At 58.1% G+C, this 15,716-nt stretch carries 17 protein-coding genes; 7 read left to right on the top strand and 10 right to left on the bottom strand.

Going from position 1 to position 15,716, the window contains the following annotated elements:
• Positions 1 to 75 precede the first annotated feature (75 nt).
• From CSE6_RS15690 to CSE6_RS15680, 3 genes are all read right to left on the bottom strand, one after another.
• A complete protein-coding gene (locus tag CSE6_RS15690; protein WP_034380426.1) occupies positions 76 to 1,044 on the bottom strand; it encodes a tripartite tricarboxylate transporter substrate binding protein BugE in 969 nt (322 codons plus the stop codon).
• A gap of 112 nt (positions 1,045 to 1,156) precedes the next feature.
• Positions 1,157 to 2,419, bottom strand: a complete 1,263-nt coding sequence (locus CSE6_RS15685) for a CaiB/BaiF CoA-transferase family protein (protein ID WP_059440937.1) — start codon at positions 2,417 to 2,419, stop codon at positions 1,157 to 1,159.
• 242 nt (positions 2,420 to 2,661) lie between these two features.
• Positions 2,662 to 3,855 carry an acyl-CoA dehydrogenase gene (locus CSE6_RS15680; protein ID WP_012839439.1) on the bottom strand — a complete coding sequence of 398 codons (1,194 nt, stop codon included), beginning with the start codon at positions 3,853 to 3,855 and terminating at the stop codon, positions 2,662 to 2,664.
• Positions 3,856 to 4,052: 197 nt separating this feature from the next.
• Between CSE6_RS15680 and CSE6_RS15675 the strand changes: the two genes are divergently transcribed.
• The 3 genes from CSE6_RS15675 (at position 4,053) to CSE6_RS15665 (ending at position 6,664) form a co-directional block, all read left to right on the top strand.
• Positions 4,053 to 5,018, top strand: coding sequence for a LysR family transcriptional regulator (locus CSE6_RS15675; RefSeq protein ID WP_059440936.1), 966 nt, complete (start codon positions 4,053 to 4,055; stop codon positions 5,016 to 5,018).
• A gap of 126 nt (positions 5,019 to 5,144) precedes the next feature.
• Positions 5,145 to 5,816 carry a thiaminase II gene (gene tenA / locus CSE6_RS15670; protein WP_059440935.1) on the top strand — a complete coding sequence of 224 codons (672 nt, stop codon included), beginning with the start codon at positions 5,145 to 5,147 and terminating at the stop codon, positions 5,814 to 5,816.
• Positions 5,817 to 6,193: 377 nt separating this feature from the next.
• A complete protein-coding gene (locus tag CSE6_RS15665) occupies positions 6,194 to 6,664 on the top strand; it encodes a hypothetical protein (protein ID WP_059440934.1) in 471 nt (156 codons plus the stop codon).
• Between the two features lie 9 nt (positions 6,665 to 6,673).
• Here CSE6_RS15665 and CSE6_RS15660 read toward each other — a convergent pair whose 3' ends face one another.
• Entirely contained in the window at positions 6,674 to 7,618 is a 945-nt protein-coding gene (locus tag CSE6_RS15660) for a LysR family transcriptional regulator (protein ID WP_059440933.1), read from the bottom strand.
• Positions 7,619 to 7,705: 87 nt separating this feature from the next.
• Between CSE6_RS15660 and CSE6_RS15655 the strand changes: the two genes are divergently transcribed.
• Positions 7,706 to 8,656, top strand: a complete 951-nt coding sequence (locus CSE6_RS15655) for a DMT family transporter (RefSeq protein WP_152668591.1) — start codon at positions 7,706 to 7,708, stop codon at positions 8,654 to 8,656.
• Positions 8,657 to 8,695: 39 nt separating this feature from the next.
• On the opposite strand, the gene CSE6_RS15650 is transcribed toward CSE6_RS15655, so the two are convergent.
• Together CSE6_RS15650 and CSE6_RS15645 are read right to left on the bottom strand one after the other, a co-directional pair.
• On the bottom strand, positions 8,696 to 9,436 hold the full coding sequence (locus CSE6_RS15650) for an LrgB family protein (RefSeq protein WP_003069102.1): 741 nt from the start codon (positions 9,434 to 9,436) through the stop codon (positions 8,696 to 8,698).
• On the bottom strand, positions 9,433 to 9,822 hold the full coding sequence (locus tag CSE6_RS15645; protein ID WP_034353487.1) for a CidA/LrgA family protein: 390 nt from the start codon (positions 9,820 to 9,822) through the stop codon (positions 9,433 to 9,435). Before CSE6_RS15645 ends, CSE6_RS15650 begins: the two co-directional genes overlap by 4 nt.
• Positions 9,823 to 10,021: 199 nt before the next feature.
• Here CSE6_RS15645 and CSE6_RS15640 point away from each other — a divergent pair, with 199 nt between their 5' ends.
• Together CSE6_RS15640 and CSE6_RS15635 are read left to right on the top strand one after the other, a co-directional pair.
• Positions 10,022 to 10,240, top strand: coding sequence for a hypothetical protein (locus tag CSE6_RS15640; RefSeq protein ID WP_059440932.1), 219 nt, complete (start codon positions 10,022 to 10,024; stop codon positions 10,238 to 10,240).
• A 212-nt stretch (positions 10,241 to 10,452) separates the two neighbouring features.
• A complete protein-coding gene (locus CSE6_RS15635) occupies positions 10,453 to 11,016 on the top strand; it encodes a hypothetical protein (RefSeq protein WP_152668590.1) in 564 nt (187 codons plus the stop codon).
• A gap of 112 nt (positions 11,017 to 11,128) precedes the next feature.
• Here CSE6_RS15635 and CSE6_RS15630 read toward each other — a convergent pair whose 3' ends face one another.
• From CSE6_RS15630 to CSE6_RS26115, 3 genes are all read right to left on the bottom strand, one after another.
• A complete protein-coding gene (locus CSE6_RS15630) occupies positions 11,129 to 11,461 on the bottom strand; it encodes a hypothetical protein (protein WP_034349562.1) in 333 nt (110 codons plus the stop codon).
• A 30-nt stretch (positions 11,462 to 11,491) separates the two neighbouring features.
• Entirely contained in the window at positions 11,492 to 12,055 is a 564-nt protein-coding gene (locus tag CSE6_RS26120) for a hypothetical protein (RefSeq protein WP_238585719.1), read from the bottom strand.
• Positions 12,056 to 12,308: 253 nt separating this feature from the next.
• Positions 12,309 to 12,932, bottom strand: coding sequence for a hypothetical protein (locus CSE6_RS26115; RefSeq protein ID WP_231905900.1), 624 nt, complete (start codon positions 12,930 to 12,932; stop codon positions 12,309 to 12,311).
• Between the two features lie 580 nt (positions 12,933 to 13,512).
• Here CSE6_RS26115 and CSE6_RS15610 point away from each other — a divergent pair.
• Positions 13,513 to 14,280 (top strand): response regulator transcription factor, encoded by a 768-nt coding sequence (locus CSE6_RS15610; protein WP_034352905.1) that lies wholly within the window; start codon positions 13,513 to 13,515, stop codon positions 14,278 to 14,280.
• A 434-nt stretch (positions 14,281 to 14,714) separates the two neighbouring features.
• Here the strand turns inward: CSE6_RS15610 and CSE6_RS15605 are convergent, their stop codons facing one another.
• The gene (locus CSE6_RS15605; protein ID WP_059440931.1) at positions 14,715 to 15,566 is read right to left on the bottom strand and encodes an AlpA family phage regulatory protein; all 852 of its coding nucleotides are present in this window, start codon (positions 15,564 to 15,566) and stop codon (positions 14,715 to 14,717) included.
• Between the last annotated feature and the right edge of the window lie 150 nt (positions 15,567 to 15,716).

Genomic DNA, 15,716 nt, shown 5'->3' with positions numbered 1-15,716 from the left:
GTGCATGAGACAAGGCAAAGAAAAAGCCCTCGCCGGTATGTGCCGGCGAGGGCTTTTTTCATGCGCAGCAGACGCTTATTCGTCCATCTTCAGATTCTGCTTTTGCACCACGTTCTTGTAGACGGCCAGCTCTTCGGCCATCTGCTTGGCAAAGGCTTCGGGGGTGTCGGCCATGATGATGGAGCCGCTTTCCTCGATGCGCTTTTTCACGTTGGGGTCCTGCACGGCCTTGCGCACGGCGGCATTGATCTTGGCCACCACCTCCTTGGGCAGGTTCTTGGGGCCGACGATGCCGTAGTACGCCATGCGGTTGACCTGGGGCAGGCCGATTTCCTTGAAGGTCGGCACATCAGGCAGGGCGGCAACGCGCTGGGGGGCGGCGACGACCAGAGCCGTGAGGCGCTTTTCCTTCACAAAGGGCAGGGTGGAGGGCAGGTTGTCGAAAATCAGCGGCACCTGGCCGGCCACGGTGTCGTTCAGCGCAGGGCCGGAGCCACGGTAGGGCACGTGGGTCATCTCGGTCTTGGTTTCCAGCTTGAACATTTCCATCATCAGATGGGTGATGGAGCCCAGACCGGGCGAAGCGTAGGAGTACTTGGCAGGATTGTTCTTGATCTCGGTCAGGAAGTTTTTGTAGTCCTTGCCGGCAAACTTGGGATTGGCCGCAATGATGTTGGGCGTGGCCGCAATGTTCACGATGGGCGTGAAGTCGGTGGCGACGTTGTAGGGAATCTTGGGGTTGATGGCCGGGTTGGTCGCCGTGGTGGACACGGTGGCAATGCCGAGGTTGTAGCCATCGGGCGCGGCGCGGGCGGTTTCGGAGGCACCGATGCTGCCGCCGCCGCCGCCCTTGTTTTCCACCACCACGGACTGGCCCAGTTCGCGGCTCAGCGGCTCGGCAATGATGCGGGCGATCAGGTCGGTCGTGCCGCCGGCGGCAAAGGGAACCAGCAGGCGGATGGGCTTGTTGGGATAGGCGCTTTGTGCCTGTGCAGCGCCGCAAAAAGCCATGGCAGCCAGAACGGTGGCTGTGAACTTGAACATCAATGTCTCCTTGGAAAGTGTGATTGGCAGTGCATCTCTGGTGAAGTTGCCTGCAGTTTTCGGGGCTTGGGCCCTCTTTTGTTGTCAGGAGTTTGCTTTGGCCATGAAGGCCTCAAACCACTCCTTGCTCATGCAACGCAGCAATGGCGTTGTCATCAAGTCCGAATTCGCGCAGCACCTCATCGGTGTGCTGGCCGAGGGCTGGCGGGGCGTTGCGGTAAGTCACCGGCGTGGCCGACAGACGTATGGGGTTGGCGACGGTGGCGATACGGCCAATGCCGTCACTGGCGTTGCGCGGCAAGCTTTGCTGAATGCCGCGTGCCTTGACCTGGGGGTCTTCAAAGGCCTGGGCAATGGTGTTGATGGGGCCGCATGGCACGGCTTTGTCTTCGAGCAGCGCAATCCAGTCAGCCGTGCTGCGCTGAAGCATCTGTGGCTTCATCAACTCCAGCAGTGCCGCACGGTTCTGTACACGGGCGGTATTGGTGGCAAAGCGTGCATCCAGGGCCCAGCCGTCCTGGCCGATGGCTGCGCAAAAGCGCGCGAACTGACCGTCATTGCCTATGGCCAGCAGCACATTGCCGTCCAATGTCGGAAAGTCCTGATACGGCGCCAAGCTGGGGTGGATATTGCCGGCGCGGCTCGGCGCCTGGCCGGTGGCCAGAAAGCCTGCAGCCTGGTTGGCCAGCACGGCCATGCCCACGTCCAGCAGCGCCATATCGATGTACTGGCCCTGGCCGGTGCCGTTTCTCGCATTGTCGCGGGCGTTGAGCGCGGCCAGGATGGCATTGCTGGCATAGAGCCCCGTGAACACGTCGATCACGGCCACGCCAACCTTGAGAGGGCCTCCACCGGGTTCGCCATCTGCATGGCCGGTGATGCTCATCAGGCCGCACATGGCTTGCACCATGAGGTCATAGCCGGCGCGCTCGGCATAAGGGCCGTCCTGACCGAAACCCGTGATGGAGCAGTACACCAGGCGCGGGTTCAGCGCCTTGAGGCTCTCATAGTCCAGACCGTATTGAGCGAGCCCCCCGGTCTTGAAGTTCTCCACCACCACATCGGCCTCTTGCGCCATGCGCTGCAGCAGGGCCCGGCCCTCGGGGTGTGCCATGTCCACGGTGAGGCTGCGCTTGTTGCGGTTGCAGGCCGTGAAGTAGCTGGCTTCGCGCGTGTCGTTGCCCGCATCGTCCTTGAGAAACGGAGGACCCCAGTGGCGCGTATCGTCGCCGGCAACCGGGCGCTCCACCTTGACCACGTCGGCCCCCAGATCGGCCAGCATCTGAGTGGCCCAGGGGCCCGCCAGCACGCGCGACAGATCCAGCACCTTGATGCCTGCCAGTGCGCCCGTGGAAGTGCTTGTCGATGCGTTCATGTCGGATGACCCCGTAAAGCGAAACAATGAAATAAATAGCTGCTTACGCTTTATTTGTCTGGGTTTTGAGATGAAAACTATCCAAAACACAGACAAATCAAGCGGCACCAGCTAACAAATGAATAGCGGTAGTTGGCATTGCCCCGAGGTAAGGGCAGCCAGCAAGAGCCGCCTCGCGGCGAAGCTGCCGTCCCCCTCCCGAAGAGAGAGGGGGAAGCGGCGTAGCCGCTCAGGGGGAGCTATCAGTTCGCAAACGCCGCAATGCCGGTCTGGGCGCGACCCAGAATCAGTGCATGCACATCGTGCGTGCCTTCGTAGGTGTTCACCACTTCCAGGTTCACCAGGTGGCGGGCCACACCGAACTCGTCGCTGATGCCGTTGCCGCCCAGCATGTCGCGCGCCATGCGGGCGATGTCCAGCGACTTGCCGCAGTTGTTGCGCTTGACCAGAGAGGTGATCTCGATCACGTTCTGGTGCTCGTCCTTCATGCGGCCCACGCGCAGTGCGGCTTGCAGGCCCAGCGTGATTTCGGTCTGCATATCGGCCAGCTTCTTCTGGATCAGCTGGTTGGCAGCCAGGGGGCGGCCGAACTGCTTGCGGTCCAGCGTGTACTGGCGGGCGGTGTGCCAGCAGTCTTCTGCCGCACCCAGCGCACCCCAGGCAATGCCGAAGCGGGCGCTGTTCAGGCAGGTGAACGGGCCCTTGAGGCCGCGCACGTCGGGGAAGGCGTTTTCTTCGGGGCAGAACACATCGTCCATCACGATTTCACCAGTGATGGAGGCGCGCAGGCCCACCTTGCCGTGGATGGCGGGGGCGGACAGACCCTTCATGCCCTTTTCCAGCACAAAGCCGCGGATCTGGCCCACGGTGCCGTCCTCGGAGACTTCCTTGGCCCAGACCACGAACACGTCGGCCACGGGGCTGTTGGTGATCCACATCTTGTTGCCCTTGAGGCGATAGCCGCCGTCGACCTTGTAGGCGCGTGTGGCCATGGAGCCGGGGTCGGAGCCGTGGTCGGGCTCGGTCAGGCCGAAGCAGCCGATGAACTCGCCCGAAGCCAGCTTGGGCAGGTATTTCATCTTCTGCGCTTCGGTGCCGAACTCGTTGATGGGCACCATCACCAGCGACGATTGCACGGAGGCCATGGAACGATAGCCCGAATCAACACGCTCGATCTCGCGCGCCACCAGGCCGTAGCTCACATAGTTCAGACCCGCGCCACCGTATTGCGTGGGGATGGTGGGGCCCAGCAGGCCCAGCTCGCCCATCTCGCGGAAGATGCTGACGTCCACGGACTCGTTGCGGAACATGGCTTGCACGCGAGGCTTGAGCTTGTCCTGGCAGTACTCGCGCGCTGCGTCGCGGATCATGCGCTCGTCTTCGGTCAGTTGCTGGTCGAGTTGGAAGCAGTCGTCCCACTGGTAGCCATTGGCCATGTTCATCTCCTGAATGCAAGGTGTCGGATTGCAGGCGCATTTCCGCCTGAGTGCTTGCACACATATTAGGTTTGCAGAACAAGGGCTGGCAAACGATGAATAATCATCTATGGATGAGTAAAACGCATGTATAAAAGAATTATTCAGGGTTTCCCCGTTGTTTTTAGATTGATTGATGCGTTCTAAGCACAAGAGATATGCGCAGAGTTCTCCCTTCCACCCAGGCCCTGGCCTGCTTTGAATCGGCTGCCCGCCATGTCAGCTACACCAAGGCTGCGCAGGAGCTGTCGCTGACGCAAAGTGCTGTCTCGCGCCAGATCATTGCGCTGGAGGATTTTGTGGGCGTGGCGCTGTTCAAGCGCACGCGCCACGGCGTGCTGCTCACCGATGCGGGACTGCATTACGCCAAGCAGGTGGGACGCTGGCTGCAGGGGCTGGAGCGCGACACGCTGGATCTGATGAGCCATCAGGGCGAGGGCGGCCCCATCAATCTGGCGGCCGTGCCCACCTTTGCCACGCGCTGGCTGCTGCCGCGCCTGCCGCAACTGGCACAGCAGCACCCCGACATCACAGTGCATATCGATGTGCAGACCCGGCCTTTCCTGTTTGCCGACACGGTGTTCGATGCCGCTCTCTACGCGGGCACGCCCGAGCAGGTGGCACGCTGGCCCGGCGTGCAGGCGCAGTGGCTGATGGACGAGGAAGTCGTGCCCGTGTGCAGCCCGCAACTGCTGGCCACGGCCCAGCAGCGTGATCCAGGCCGTGCCTGGCTGCCGGTCGGCCCCGAGGTGATTGCGCGCCTGCCGCTGCTGCAGCAAAGCACGCGTCCCCAGGGCTGGCGCCAGTGGTTTGAGGCCATGCATGTCGATGCACCGCGCGCGCTCGACGGCATGCGGCTTGAGCTGTTTTCCATGCTGGCCGTGGCTGCCAGCCAGGGTCTGGGCGTAGCCCTGATCCCGCCCATGCTGATCGAGCAGGAGATTGCGCGCGGCGATCTCATCGTCGCCTGTCCCCAGCCGCTGCGCGGCAACCGCGCCTATTACCTGGTCACGCCCGAGCTGGCGGCCGAGGCGCAAGCTTCACCGGCGCTGCGGGTGTTCAGCCAGTGGTTGCAGCACAAGGCGCAGGAGGCTACAGGTCGCAAGCCAGAGCGCCAGCCTTGAAATACAGCTTTGACCGCATAGCCGCCGGGCTTTGGGCCTTCGATGCAGGTATCTAGGCAAGAATGATTGCTTGCCCGGCCAGCAAAGCGCTGGCTGCTATGAATTCTTGCAGTGGAGAGTCGAATCATGTCATTCAGCCAAAGCCTGTGGAACGCCAACCAGGCACTGTTTCAAAGTACCCTGGAGCTGCCCTTCAACCAGGAGTTGGCGTCCGGCACGCTGAGCCGGGAGCGCTTTTGCCACTACATGATTCAGGATGCGCACTACCTCGTCGCCTATGGCCGAGCGCTGGCCGTGACGGCGGCCAAATCCGATAACGCCGAAGGCGTGGTGCAGTTTGCCAATGCCGCCAATGAGGCCGTGGTGGTGGAGCGCGCCCTGCATGGCGGCTTCATGCGTGACTTCGGCATCACGCCCGAGCAGTTTGTCGCCACGCCGCTCACGCCGGCCTGCCATCACTACACCAGCTATCTGCTGGCCACGGCATGGAGCGCCACTTACCCGGTGGCCGTGGCCGCGCTGCTGCCCTGCTTCTGGATCTATGCCGAGGTGGGGCGCGACATTCATGCGCGCTCGGCCAAGGACAATCCGTATCAGGCCTGGGTGGACACCTATGCCAGCGAGGAATTCCACGCGGCCGTGCGCGGCGTCTGCGCCACGGTGGATCGCCTGGCCGAGGAGGCCACCGAGGCCACGCGCGCGGCCATGCATGCGGCCTATAAGGATGCGGCCCGGCTGGAATGGATGTTCTGGGACAGTGCCTACCGCCTGGGAGACTGGCAAGGGCCGCTGCGCTGAGTGACTGAGTTTTAGTGCATGAACGGGGTACTGATTAAAAAATAATCAGCACCCCATTTTTTCTAATGTGACAAGGGGTTAAGTCGCTTATTCAAGTGCTTGCTCCGGCTTGTCCACAAGCTTGTAGTGATTTAGTGGGGAAAACTGGGCTACAGCCCAATTTTGGTAGGCGTGAGCTGCTATGAAATGCGGAGTTTGTAGGCTTTAAGAGCCGTATAGTGTGATTTGCTTAAAAATTAAGCAGACATTGAAAAGTCTTTGCAGAACAATGGCTTGATGCGCTTATCCCGCTGAGTGGCGGGCTTTGTCCACAAGCTTGTAGCGGGCGAATGGGGATATCCCGATACGATGCCCGGTAAACATCGAGGGAGAGGGAATTGAAGAAGTCGACATACCGGGCCATTGTTCTTGCCTCCTCGGCAATTCCTTTGGCGGGCCTGTGCCTGGACGCCTTTTTCCCGCTGATCCCCGCGAGTCTGAAGTCGGTGCATGACAGCATGGTGCAATTCGGCGGCATCAAGCGCTATCCGCCCGGAGTATTGCTGGCCATGGCGGTGGTGGTTGTGACTACGCTGGCTTCTTTTTACGGGCAACTGCGCTTCAGGAGCTGGGCGCCGAGTCTGGCTGTGAGCTCGACGCTAGCCGGCTTGCTGTTGTCCTGCTTTACGGGGCCGATTTTGCAATCGGGTGTGGGTGATGCTGCTGCTGGTGCGGGCGCCATGTTGAGCGGGATGGCGCTGATCCTGCCCTATGCCAGTGCCGAAGTGCGGGCTCTTTTCTGGCCACAGGCCGCCGCAGCGACTGTCGATACGGCTGGCCATCAGGCGGCTGCGATTGGGCCAGTTTGAGTCATGGGTTTAATGTTTTCCGGCATCGACTAGGTGATCAATCAGCGCCCGCACCTTGAGCGGCAGGTGGCGCGAGGGCATATACAGTGCATAGGCGGTGCGCGGCGCGTAATTGCCCGTCAGCTGCCAGTCGGGCAGCACTTGGACCAGCGCACCGCTGCTCAGCACGGCCTGGGCCGCAAAGTCTGCCACCAGGCCTATGCCCTGATGCTGCAATGCCAAGTTAATGATGCCGGTGCTGCTGTCCATGGACAAAGGAGAGTGAACGGCGACTTCGGTCACGACAGCCTCTGGGCTGCGAATTGGGCCGTGCACCCATTGCAGCCGACTCTGAAAGTCGCCATAGCCCAGCGTGATGCATGCCACGCCATGCTCGCGTCCCAGCTCCTGTGGATGTTCGGGCGGCTTGATCAGACCCCTGAGGTAGGCCGGCGAGGCCACGGCGATGTAGCGCACCTGGCGCAGCTCGCGCGCCACCATATGCGGTGGTAGCTGTTCGGGCCGGGTCAGGCGGATGGCCAGATCCAGACCTTGCTGCGCCAGATCCTGCATCTGGTCGCTGAGGCTGACGGCGGCCTCAAGCTCGGGCCATTGGCGGCGCAGCGCAGGCAGCTGTGCACTGAGCCAGATTTCCCCAAAGATGGTTGGAGCCGTCAGTCGCACCGTGCCGCGCGGCACGCCGCTGTAATGGCCGGCAATGGCGTGGATATCGCTGGCCGTCTGTGCCAGCTGGCTGCAGGCTGCATAGACCTCGGCTCCGAGCTCGGTCAGGGACAGCGAGCGGGTCGTGCGATGCAGCAGCTGCACGCCCCAATGGGCTTCGAGCCGGCCCACGCTGCGGCTGACGGCCGAGGTGGTCAGATCCAGTTGCCGCGCGGCGGCGGCAAAGCTGCGCAGCTCTACCACCTTGGCGAAAACCAGCATTTCAGGAAGCAGGCCGGGCTCTGTGCTCATGGTTCAGCTTGATTGTTGATCTGTGGGTAATAGTAAGTGGAATAGAGCTGTATTGATGCTTGGAGGTGATTGACGGACCATGCCATCATGACTTCCCAGACATCTTCCTCTTTACAAGTGCTGGCTTCCAAGCCGGCTTTGGCAACCACCTCGCCGCCCAAGGCAGCAGCCGGCGGTAGCTGGCGCATGGTGCTGGCCATGGCGCTTTCCGGAACCATCGGCCTGCTGGTGGTGGAGAGCGGCCTGCCCGTGCTGTGGGTGGTGTGGTTGCGTTGTTTGCTTGGCGGACTCGGGCTGGCGGCCTGGGTGCTTTGGTCGGGCCAGTGGTCCAGGCCGACCTGGCGCGAGAGCGGCTGGCTGCTGCTGGGGGCTGTGGCGCTCATCGTCAATTGGCTGTGCCTGTTTCGTGCCTATGAATACAGCGGCATTGCCATTGCCACGGTGGTCTATCACGTACAGCCCTTCTTGCTGTTGCTGCTGGCGGCTCTGCTGCAGGGCGAGCCTCTGCCGCTCAATCGGCTGCCCTGGCTGGTATTGGCGCTGGTAGGCGTGGGCTTGAGCAGCGGCCTGGTCGGGCTGACTGACCAGCAGGCGTCGCAAGGGCAATCCTTGGGCATTGTGCTGGCACTGCTGGCAGCCAGTCTTTATGCCCTGGCCACCTTGGCCACCCAGCGGCTCAGGCGGCTTGCGCCGGCGCAGATCGCCATGCTGCAGATGCTGCTTGGTGCACTGAGCTTGCTGCCCTGGGTGTGGGAGCTGCGCGCCCAGGCACTCTTCAGTCCCAAGGTCTGGGCTGCGGTGCTGGTGCTGGGCCTGGTGCACACGGCCTGGATGTACACACTGATGTACACGGCATTTCAAAGACTGCAGGCGCAGGCGATCGCCGGCTTGTCCTTTATCTACCCCGTCATGGCTTTGCTGGTGGATCTGCTCTGGTTTGGTGTCAAGCCGCAGCCGGCGCAGTGGCTGGGGATGGCGCTGATTCTGGGGGCGCTTGCAGCTTACCGGCGTAGCGAGCGCAAGCCTAATCAAAAATAGCTGCTAGCGGTTATGCATTAAGCGCCAGCAGCTATTGTTTTAAATCCAGGGGGTAATGGCCAGCACCAGTGGCATCAGCACAGCCGTGGCCACGCCGTTCAAGCCCATGGCCAGAGCGGAGAACGCAGCGGCCGTGGGGTTGAGCTGAATGGCGCGTGCCGTGCCAATCGCATGGGCCGTAAGTCCGATGGCAAAGCCTTGAACCGCTGGATCCTTGAGACGCAGGACGCGGCACAGCAGCGGTGCCATCATGGTGCCGCTGATGCCGGTAATGGCCACGGCCACGGCGGCCAGCGAGGGTGTTCCTCCAAAACGCTCGGCCATGGGCAGGGCGATGGGAATGGTGGCCGACTTGGGGGCCACGGCGATCAGCGTAGCTTGCGAGCCGCCAAAGGCCCAGGCAATGCCCAGCGCCGAAAACAGAGCGACCAGACAGCCCACCAGCAGCGCCACGCTGATGGGCAACCACAGCTGACGGATGCGCTCGCGCTGGGCGTAGAGCGGGATGGCCAGTGCCACGGTGGCCGGGCCTATCATCAGACCCAGCAGGGATACGCCGCTGCGATAGGTTTCATAAGGCGTGCCTGTGAGCAACAGAATCGCGACGATGACGACCACGCCGGTAAACACCGGAATCAGCATGGGGCGGTTGCCGCTTTTCCTGTAGATGGCCATGGCCGCCAGATAGACCAGCATGGTCAGCACCAGCCAGGGCAGGGGCGAGCCTTGGGCCAGGCTCAGCCAGGCGGTGTGCAGGCGTTCAAGCAGGGGTGTGCTCATGCGCTGGGCTCCTGCTTTGCTGCGGACTCGTCATCCGGCTTGCGAGTGCGTTGGCGCTGCAGGCAGAAGCGGAAGGTGAGGGCGGTGGCGGTGAATGTGATGGCAGCTCCGGCAATGCAGGCCAGCACAAACGGCAGCCATTCCCGGCGCAGGTGGTCGAATTCCAGCATCACGCCTGCAATGACGGGGATGAAAAGCAGCATCATGTTCTGCAACAGAACCTGAGCAGTATCTTCCAGTGTCTTGGGTAGGCGTTTGTAAAACAGAAGGCCCAGCAGCAAAAGCAGGATGCCGATCAGCGCGCCGGGCAGGGGCAGGCCCGTGACGCGGGCCAGGAACTCCCCCAGTAGCTGAAAGGCGAAAAGTACAGCAAGCGCATACAGCATAAAGGTGGTCAGCTCCTGAATAATGAGCTGGCAGCCTGTTGTCAGGCTGCCAGGTCTGTGAGGGTGGGGTATGGCTTGGGTGAATAAAGGTAAAGCAGGCGGGTAACTATTGCGTGTCGCGGATGACAGGTTTATCTTGGCTCTCAGGCGCTTCGGAGCCGAAGCGGCCAGTCATCGCACGAGCTTAGGAGAAGTCACCATGCAAACCGCAGTCTATCGCGCACCTGTGTATGAACCTACGGTCGATGAATTGGAAACGCTCAAGAAGCTGGAGCTGGGCGAGGATGTCTCTCTGTGGTCGGCCGCCAAGGAGTATCTCTCCAAGCGCCTGCTGGAGCGGGGGCTGGTGGAGCAGGATGCAGAAAAGCACTGGCATATCACCGAGTTGGGGCGTATGGTGATTCGGCGCCAGCTCTGAATGGGGCAAAGGGTTAACCCTTGTATTGCAATTGCCTGATTTGGAGGCAACCTACCTTTCAGCCCGCAAGTACAAGGGCTTGTGTGCTGTTATCACCAGGATTTCACTGAATATCCACAGTCATGTCCACATGATCTGTGGAAAAAAAGCGCTGTCATGGACAGCGCTTTTTTGTGGCTTGACTCAAGCCTGGGTTGCTCGGATTGACAGCAATGGATCTCGTTGACAGTACAAGTGCAGCGGTGTTCAAAAGGCATTTTTCAGAGAGAAATACCCCTGGTGATCTGCTATGTGCCATAGGCTTGAAGCGAATGGATGTTTGCCAGATGGACGATGCTGTCGGTGCCAGGCATGGCATTGCAAGGCATGGATCCGCACCAGATTGCGCAAAGTTATGCACAGTGGCGGTGCAACTTCGAAAAGATGAGCGAGCAAGAGAGATCCTGCCTTATCCCGGCAAGGGAAAGGCATGGGGCGGTGGCGTAATTGATGCGCCGGCTTTTCACGTGGAGAACCGAAGGCTGGATGGCAGTGAAGCAGCCTTCTCGGCTTGGGTATGTAGTGCCGGGTTGGACCGGAACACCCTGCTGCGGGGATTTCAACTCCCTGCACTCACTCTGGAGGGATGCGGATTGTATTCGAAATTCAGGCGCAAAAAATTGTCGTGGCGTTCCTTTGGAAAAAAACGCGTTGCGCCCATGATGTCGACATGGGGTCGAAGCTGGATCGATTTGTCTGCAGGTACTTCGCTTGATGTCGTTATCAGTGTTGAGTGACTGCATATTTGCAGAGCACAAATCAACAAGGGCGGGTTGAAGCCCGCCCTTGTTAGGTGAGTTGCTGTCAGCACCAAAGGAGTGCTGCCGTCCTGTTATGCCTTTGACCAGTCTATTCGCTTGTAGGCACGAAGAACAGGTACTCACCTGGCCCCATCTGCGGGGTAATCACATAGCCTTCGCACTGCCTGTCCTTGCATTTCACAGGGATAGCGCGGGGCCATATCGTTGCTGCAGTCGGATAGCCAGGCAGGTACTGCGGCACATGCCAGACGCCATAGTCGCCCACTGGCTCTGCTTGCTGCGAGCCTGCTGCACCTTGCTCGCCACTTCCGAAGATCTGGCGTTGAATGCTCAACGGTTCATTGATGGCCCTGGAGTCGGGTGCAGCCAAAGACGAAGCGCAACACAGTGCAATCGCTAAAAGAGCTAGAGTCTTGCCCATAGCGGCCTCCTAGATTAGGAATCACGCCCACTAATTGTCGTACAGCTGTGCTGTACGTGGGTCATCCATCACAGATGTTACAAGCGAGGGGCGAGTGACTTCAGGTGTCAAACTTGACTGAACCTCTGTGGGAGCTGAAGCGGGAGTGGGGCTACCTTGTGCCGAAGCATCCGGCCCGTAGTTGTTCCGGCGCTCATCTGCAGTCATGGATTGCGGGCATTTCGAACCCGTGATCTCCAGTGCCACGCGAGCGGCGGGATCCATGCAGTCCATTGCCAGCGAGGCTGCCTTCATGCCCTTGTTCCAGAGCTCACGGCTCATTTTCAGGCGTTTGCAATGCTCGTCCGTCCAGGTTGTGCCGAAGCTCACGCCAAAGCCAGGGCCGTTGGCACTGCCGCTGCTGCTGCCCATGCAGGTGTCATTGCTGGTCGTGAGATTGGGGCCGTTCACGCTGGGAACGTTCTTCATGGTGTAAGTACCTGTGTACTCCACAATGTTCTTGGACGTCCCGGACACAGTGCTGTTCAGGTTCTGGGTGGTCGTGCCGTTCGTTGTGATGTTTTGATCGGAGGTTGAAGTGGATCTGCTGTCCATCGTGGATACAGATCGACTTTCCGCCGGGGCAACGACCGGATTGACAATGGTGACCGACTGATTCTGTTGCGCCCCCACGGAAGAGGAGCTAGAGGAGCTTTGCGCGCTGCTGTCGGCACTTTGCGCATAACTGCACAAAGGAACGCAAAGACTTAACAGAGCTATTGAGAATTTCATGCTTTGCTCCTACGTTGCCCGAGCCCGGCCAGGCAGCCAGACCCGGGACAAACACAACTATCTTGGGACAGCTGCCTTAGTTGGCATTGGCAGTAGAGCCTGCACCAGCAGTACCGGAGGTGCCACCACCGTTGGAGAAGTAGCCGGCGTTACCCCAGGAACCGGCATTCTGATGGACGGTACCCACAGAGCCTGCGTTCGATGTGGTATTGGTCAGCGAGCCCCAAGGTGAGGAAACGGCTCCCGATGTGGCGTTGTAGCCAGAGGTGGTGCCAGCATTGTTGTTGATGTAAGCCAAGCCGCCGCCAGGGCCGGCGCCAGTTGCAGCAACATTCGCGGTCTGAGAAGAGGCGCCGCCGAAGGCCGTGCCACTGACGGGTCCTGCGTTATAGCCGGCAGCAGCAGTCGAGCCCGCATTGGCATTGGTAGCCGCTACGCCGCCTGCAACACCGTTGCCGGTGGTTGCGGAAAGGCTCTTCACATTACCGAAAGTAGTTGCGCTACCGCCGACAGCTGCCCCACCGATGCCAAAACCGCCTGCGCCGATAGCGCCGCCAGCAGCGTTTGCATTCGACGTCGCACCGGAGGTTGCACTATTCATGCTCAGCGCACTTCCGTTGCCCGAGCTGGCCGCACCCGACAGCGTGGCAGACGATGCGCTCGACGTCGTGTTTGTGGCTGCAATGCTTGAGCTGCTCACAGCAGCAGATGCAACACCAGCCAACGCAATAACCGCCATGGCAATCAGAGACTTTTTCATGATCATTCCTTTGAATAGCGAGTTCCCAGACAACTGAGAGTGTGTGAGCGAGAGACCGATGCTGGTTCGCAAAGGCCAGTGTTAACCGTCAACAAGTTCTGGAGTGCTTTGTTACGTTCCAAAACTGCTTTCGGTGAGGGCAGTTTCAGAAAACGACGGAGAAACAGTAATACCCCATTCAAAGATATTTTTTGAAGAATTTAAAATGATGAAAAAAATGATTGATTTTTTGTGGCTTGTGGATGATGTGCTATTGAAAGAATAGTGCTTGTTGGAAAATTCTTACAATGCTAAAAAATGTAATCTATATTTCTTTTTATTTTATATGTCCATTGTTTCAAAAATAAAGGGTTTACATCTATTTTTGTGATGAGATTGAGTTAATACCTTGTATTCAAGTATTAATTTGTAAAAATTTAAACCTTATTTTTCTTTATTTGTTTTTTGTGGATTTTCAATGGGATGAATTCTATTTTTTCGCGAGATTCCCAAGAAATCGACTCATCAAATGGAGTGTCACATGTATCTATCCGACGCATTTATGAGCTCACGGTTTGATGATGCAGGCAGTGCAGAAGTCACATCTACTGTCTTTGGGCGCATGTGGCCGTCCGACATGAAGGGTCAGCAGAACCAGCCGGTGCGAGTCTTTCTGGTTGACGAAGACAGCCATGTCAGGAATGTGATCTCGCAGGAGCTCATGCGTGACCCGCGCACTCTTCTGGTTGGGCAGGCCTCCAGTTACAGAGAGGCTCGTAAGAACATCTTTTTGCAAGAGTTCGATGTGCTCCTCATTGACCTGTCTCTTGGTGAAGGCCAAGGAACCGAGTTGCTGGAATCGATCCAGCTAAAGAGGCCTGACGTGCTGAGCATTGCAATTTCTGCAAGTGAAAACGACGACGCGGCCATGAATGCTCTTAAAAGAGGCGCTGTTGGGTACCTAGTGAAGAACTCATGGTTTGGAAGCTACTCGCAAGCTGTGCTGGAAGTTGCGAATGGTGGAGCCGCTATATCTCCAGTAGTGGCGAAGAAAATCATTCCAAAAATATTCAAGGCCAATTTTCATGAGGAAAGTATCTTCAAACACAAGAGCTTTGAGTCTCTGACTGAAAGAGAGGTGGAAATATTAAAATTGATAGCCCAAGGAAAAAGCTCTCTCGAGGTTGCGTCCTACTTGCAAATAAGCCCTTTGACTGTGTCAACGCATATAAAAAATATTTACGGAAAAATGCAAGTAAGAACCAGGGCGCAAGCCGTCAGATGTGCAATATTGATGGGAATTATTTGAATACTGTTGTTAACTGTGTTCTAGGTCTTAAATGTAAAAATACTCTGTCTGAAATCTCATATTGAAATGATATTTGAGTCTGAAATATTTTTTGCAGGTTTCTTGATAGAGAAATTTCTTTCATGAGGTGGAAGGAGCTTTTACCTGGTCATTTTCAAGCATGTGGTCCTTGTTGGACAAAGCTTGCGTGCTGCTTTCACATGGCTGCGATCCAGCAGCTTTGACGCTTCATCGATGTCATGGATGGGTCGGCCGCGAAGTTGCGCATGTCGCACATAGGAATGGCGCGGATTCGTTTGCCAGCCTCTTCATTGCGGGTGACAAGAATGAGGTTGCCCTGTTGCAATAGCTGTTCGAGACATTCAACGAGTGGGCGGGACGGGAGATCGTGAGGCTGCCTCCTTATGAAGTAAATCTGAGCTGGCCACTGCACTCTATTCGGCGGCACTAGGAGGGGGAGTCAATGAATGGGGATACCACTCCGAAATGACCGATGCTGCATGCGCATGTGCTGATCGCCAGAGGTCGCTCTGGCTGGAGCCAGGATGGTCTGGTAGTTCGATGTGTCTATCAGCTGCCCGAATAGCGAACCAAATGCCATGGTCCCAGTCTTGGTCTCGTCGCTGCTTCTTGAGGGCAGGTGCAGTAATCACGATCACTCTCTTATTGCCCGCTCTTGCATAGCCGATCTCAACCAGCGTTCCAAAAGCCTCCAGGTCTTCGAGATAGGCGACAACAACGTCGGCCCGTGAGATGCCTTGAAGAGCTCCGCGATAGGCTGCGCTTTGTGGGTTGGAGGGAGAGTAAGAATTCGCGCCATGCATGTATCCATGGCTGCCATTTCTCGCTTTCCACGGACCTGAATACATGAACCTCGTACGAGTTCCGTGAAATAGCATTTCTTCCGGCGGCGCGATCAGCACATCGGTATCTGAATTCTCGATCCCTAGATCACCAAGTGCCTTGGATCTGGATACGTCGAAGATTCGCCAACAGGAAAACTCTCTGCCCGGGTTCTCATTGTCTAAAGCTGTCCCCATTTTTCCCGCCATGTAGACGACAGGTAGAACCAGGTTCGCTTGGCGAATTGCTTTGCTCGCCTGCAGCCAGCTTTCGACATCCGTTTCAAACCAGCCAATGGCTCTGTTGCTCATCGGTGTGGGATGAGGAAACTTGTCCTTGCGCAACAGCTTGTAGAGCATCGATCTTGATAACCCAGTCCGTGTCAGAACCTCATCCATAGGGATGACATTCTTCGTGAAGCGTGACGTGCTATCCGTAGACATATGGTTTCTTGAGCTCGTGTGCTGGGTGGATGAGCTAGCGTTAATTAATGCAATAAGTATTAAGTTCTGATAGCTATGTCCAATGTAGGAGTGGCTCTGACATTGTTGTCGAATACGAACGATTTGTATTCCGTGCGTATTTTGATTTAC

The sequence above is a fragment of the Comamonas sp. E6 genome (assembly GCF_001010305.1).
In the GTDB taxonomy this organism is placed as follows: Bacteria; Pseudomonadota; Gammaproteobacteria; order Burkholderiales; family Burkholderiaceae_C; genus Comamonas; species Comamonas thiooxydans.
Note: the sequence above shows the minus strand (reverse complement) of the source record. Positions and strands in the feature narration are given on the sequence as shown.

Excerpts from the sequence above, each read along its gene's own strand:
- CSE6_RS15690 (WP_034380426.1), bottom strand. The coding sequence starts at position 1,044 with ATGTTCAAGTTCACAGCCACCGTTCTGGCTGCCATGGCTTTTTGCGGC.
- CSE6_RS15685 (WP_059440937.1), bottom strand. The coding sequence starts at position 2,419 with ATGAACGCATCGACAAGCACTTCCACGGGCGCACTGGCAGGCATCAAG.
- CSE6_RS15680 (WP_012839439.1), bottom strand. The coding sequence starts at position 3,855 with ATGGCCAATGGCTACCAGTGGGACGACTGCTTCCAACTCGACCAGCAA.
- CSE6_RS15675 (WP_059440936.1), top strand. The coding sequence starts at position 4,053 with ATGCGCAGAGTTCTCCCTTCCACCCAGGCCCTGGCCTGCTTTGAATCG.
- tenA (WP_059440935.1), top strand. The coding sequence starts at position 5,145 with ATGTCATTCAGCCAAAGCCTGTGGAACGCCAACCAGGCACTGTTTCAA.
- CSE6_RS15660 (WP_059440933.1), bottom strand. The coding sequence starts at position 7,618 with ATGAGCACAGAGCCCGGCCTGCTTCCTGAAATGCTGGTTTTCGCCAAG.
- CSE6_RS15655 (WP_152668591.1), top strand. The coding sequence starts at position 7,706 with ATGACTTCCCAGACATCTTCCTCTTTACAAGTGCTGGCTTCCAAGCCG.
- CSE6_RS15650 (WP_003069102.1), bottom strand. The coding sequence starts at position 9,436 with ATGAGCACACCCCTGCTTGAACGCCTGCACACCGCCTGGCTGAGCCTG.
- CSE6_RS15645 (WP_034353487.1), bottom strand. The coding sequence starts at position 9,822 with ATGCTGTATGCGCTTGCTGTACTTTTCGCCTTTCAGCTACTGGGGGAG.
- CSE6_RS15640 (WP_059440932.1), top strand. The coding sequence starts at position 10,022 with ATGCAAACCGCAGTCTATCGCGCACCTGTGTATGAACCTACGGTCGAT.
- CSE6_RS15635 (WP_152668590.1), top strand. The coding sequence starts at position 10,453 with ATGGATCTCGTTGACAGTACAAGTGCAGCGGTGTTCAAAAGGCATTTT.
- CSE6_RS15630 (WP_034349562.1), bottom strand. The coding sequence starts at position 11,461 with ATGGGCAAGACTCTAGCTCTTTTAGCGATTGCACTGTGTTGCGCTTCG.
- CSE6_RS26120 (WP_238585719.1), bottom strand. The coding sequence starts at position 12,055 with ATGGACAGCAGATCCACTTCAACCTCCGATCAAAACATCACAACGAAC.
- CSE6_RS15610 (WP_034352905.1), top strand. The coding sequence starts at position 13,513 with ATGTATCTATCCGACGCATTTATGAGCTCACGGTTTGATGATGCAGGC.
- CSE6_RS15605 (WP_059440931.1), bottom strand. The coding sequence starts at position 15,566 with ATGTCTACGGATAGCACGTCACGCTTCACGAAGAATGTCATCCCTATG.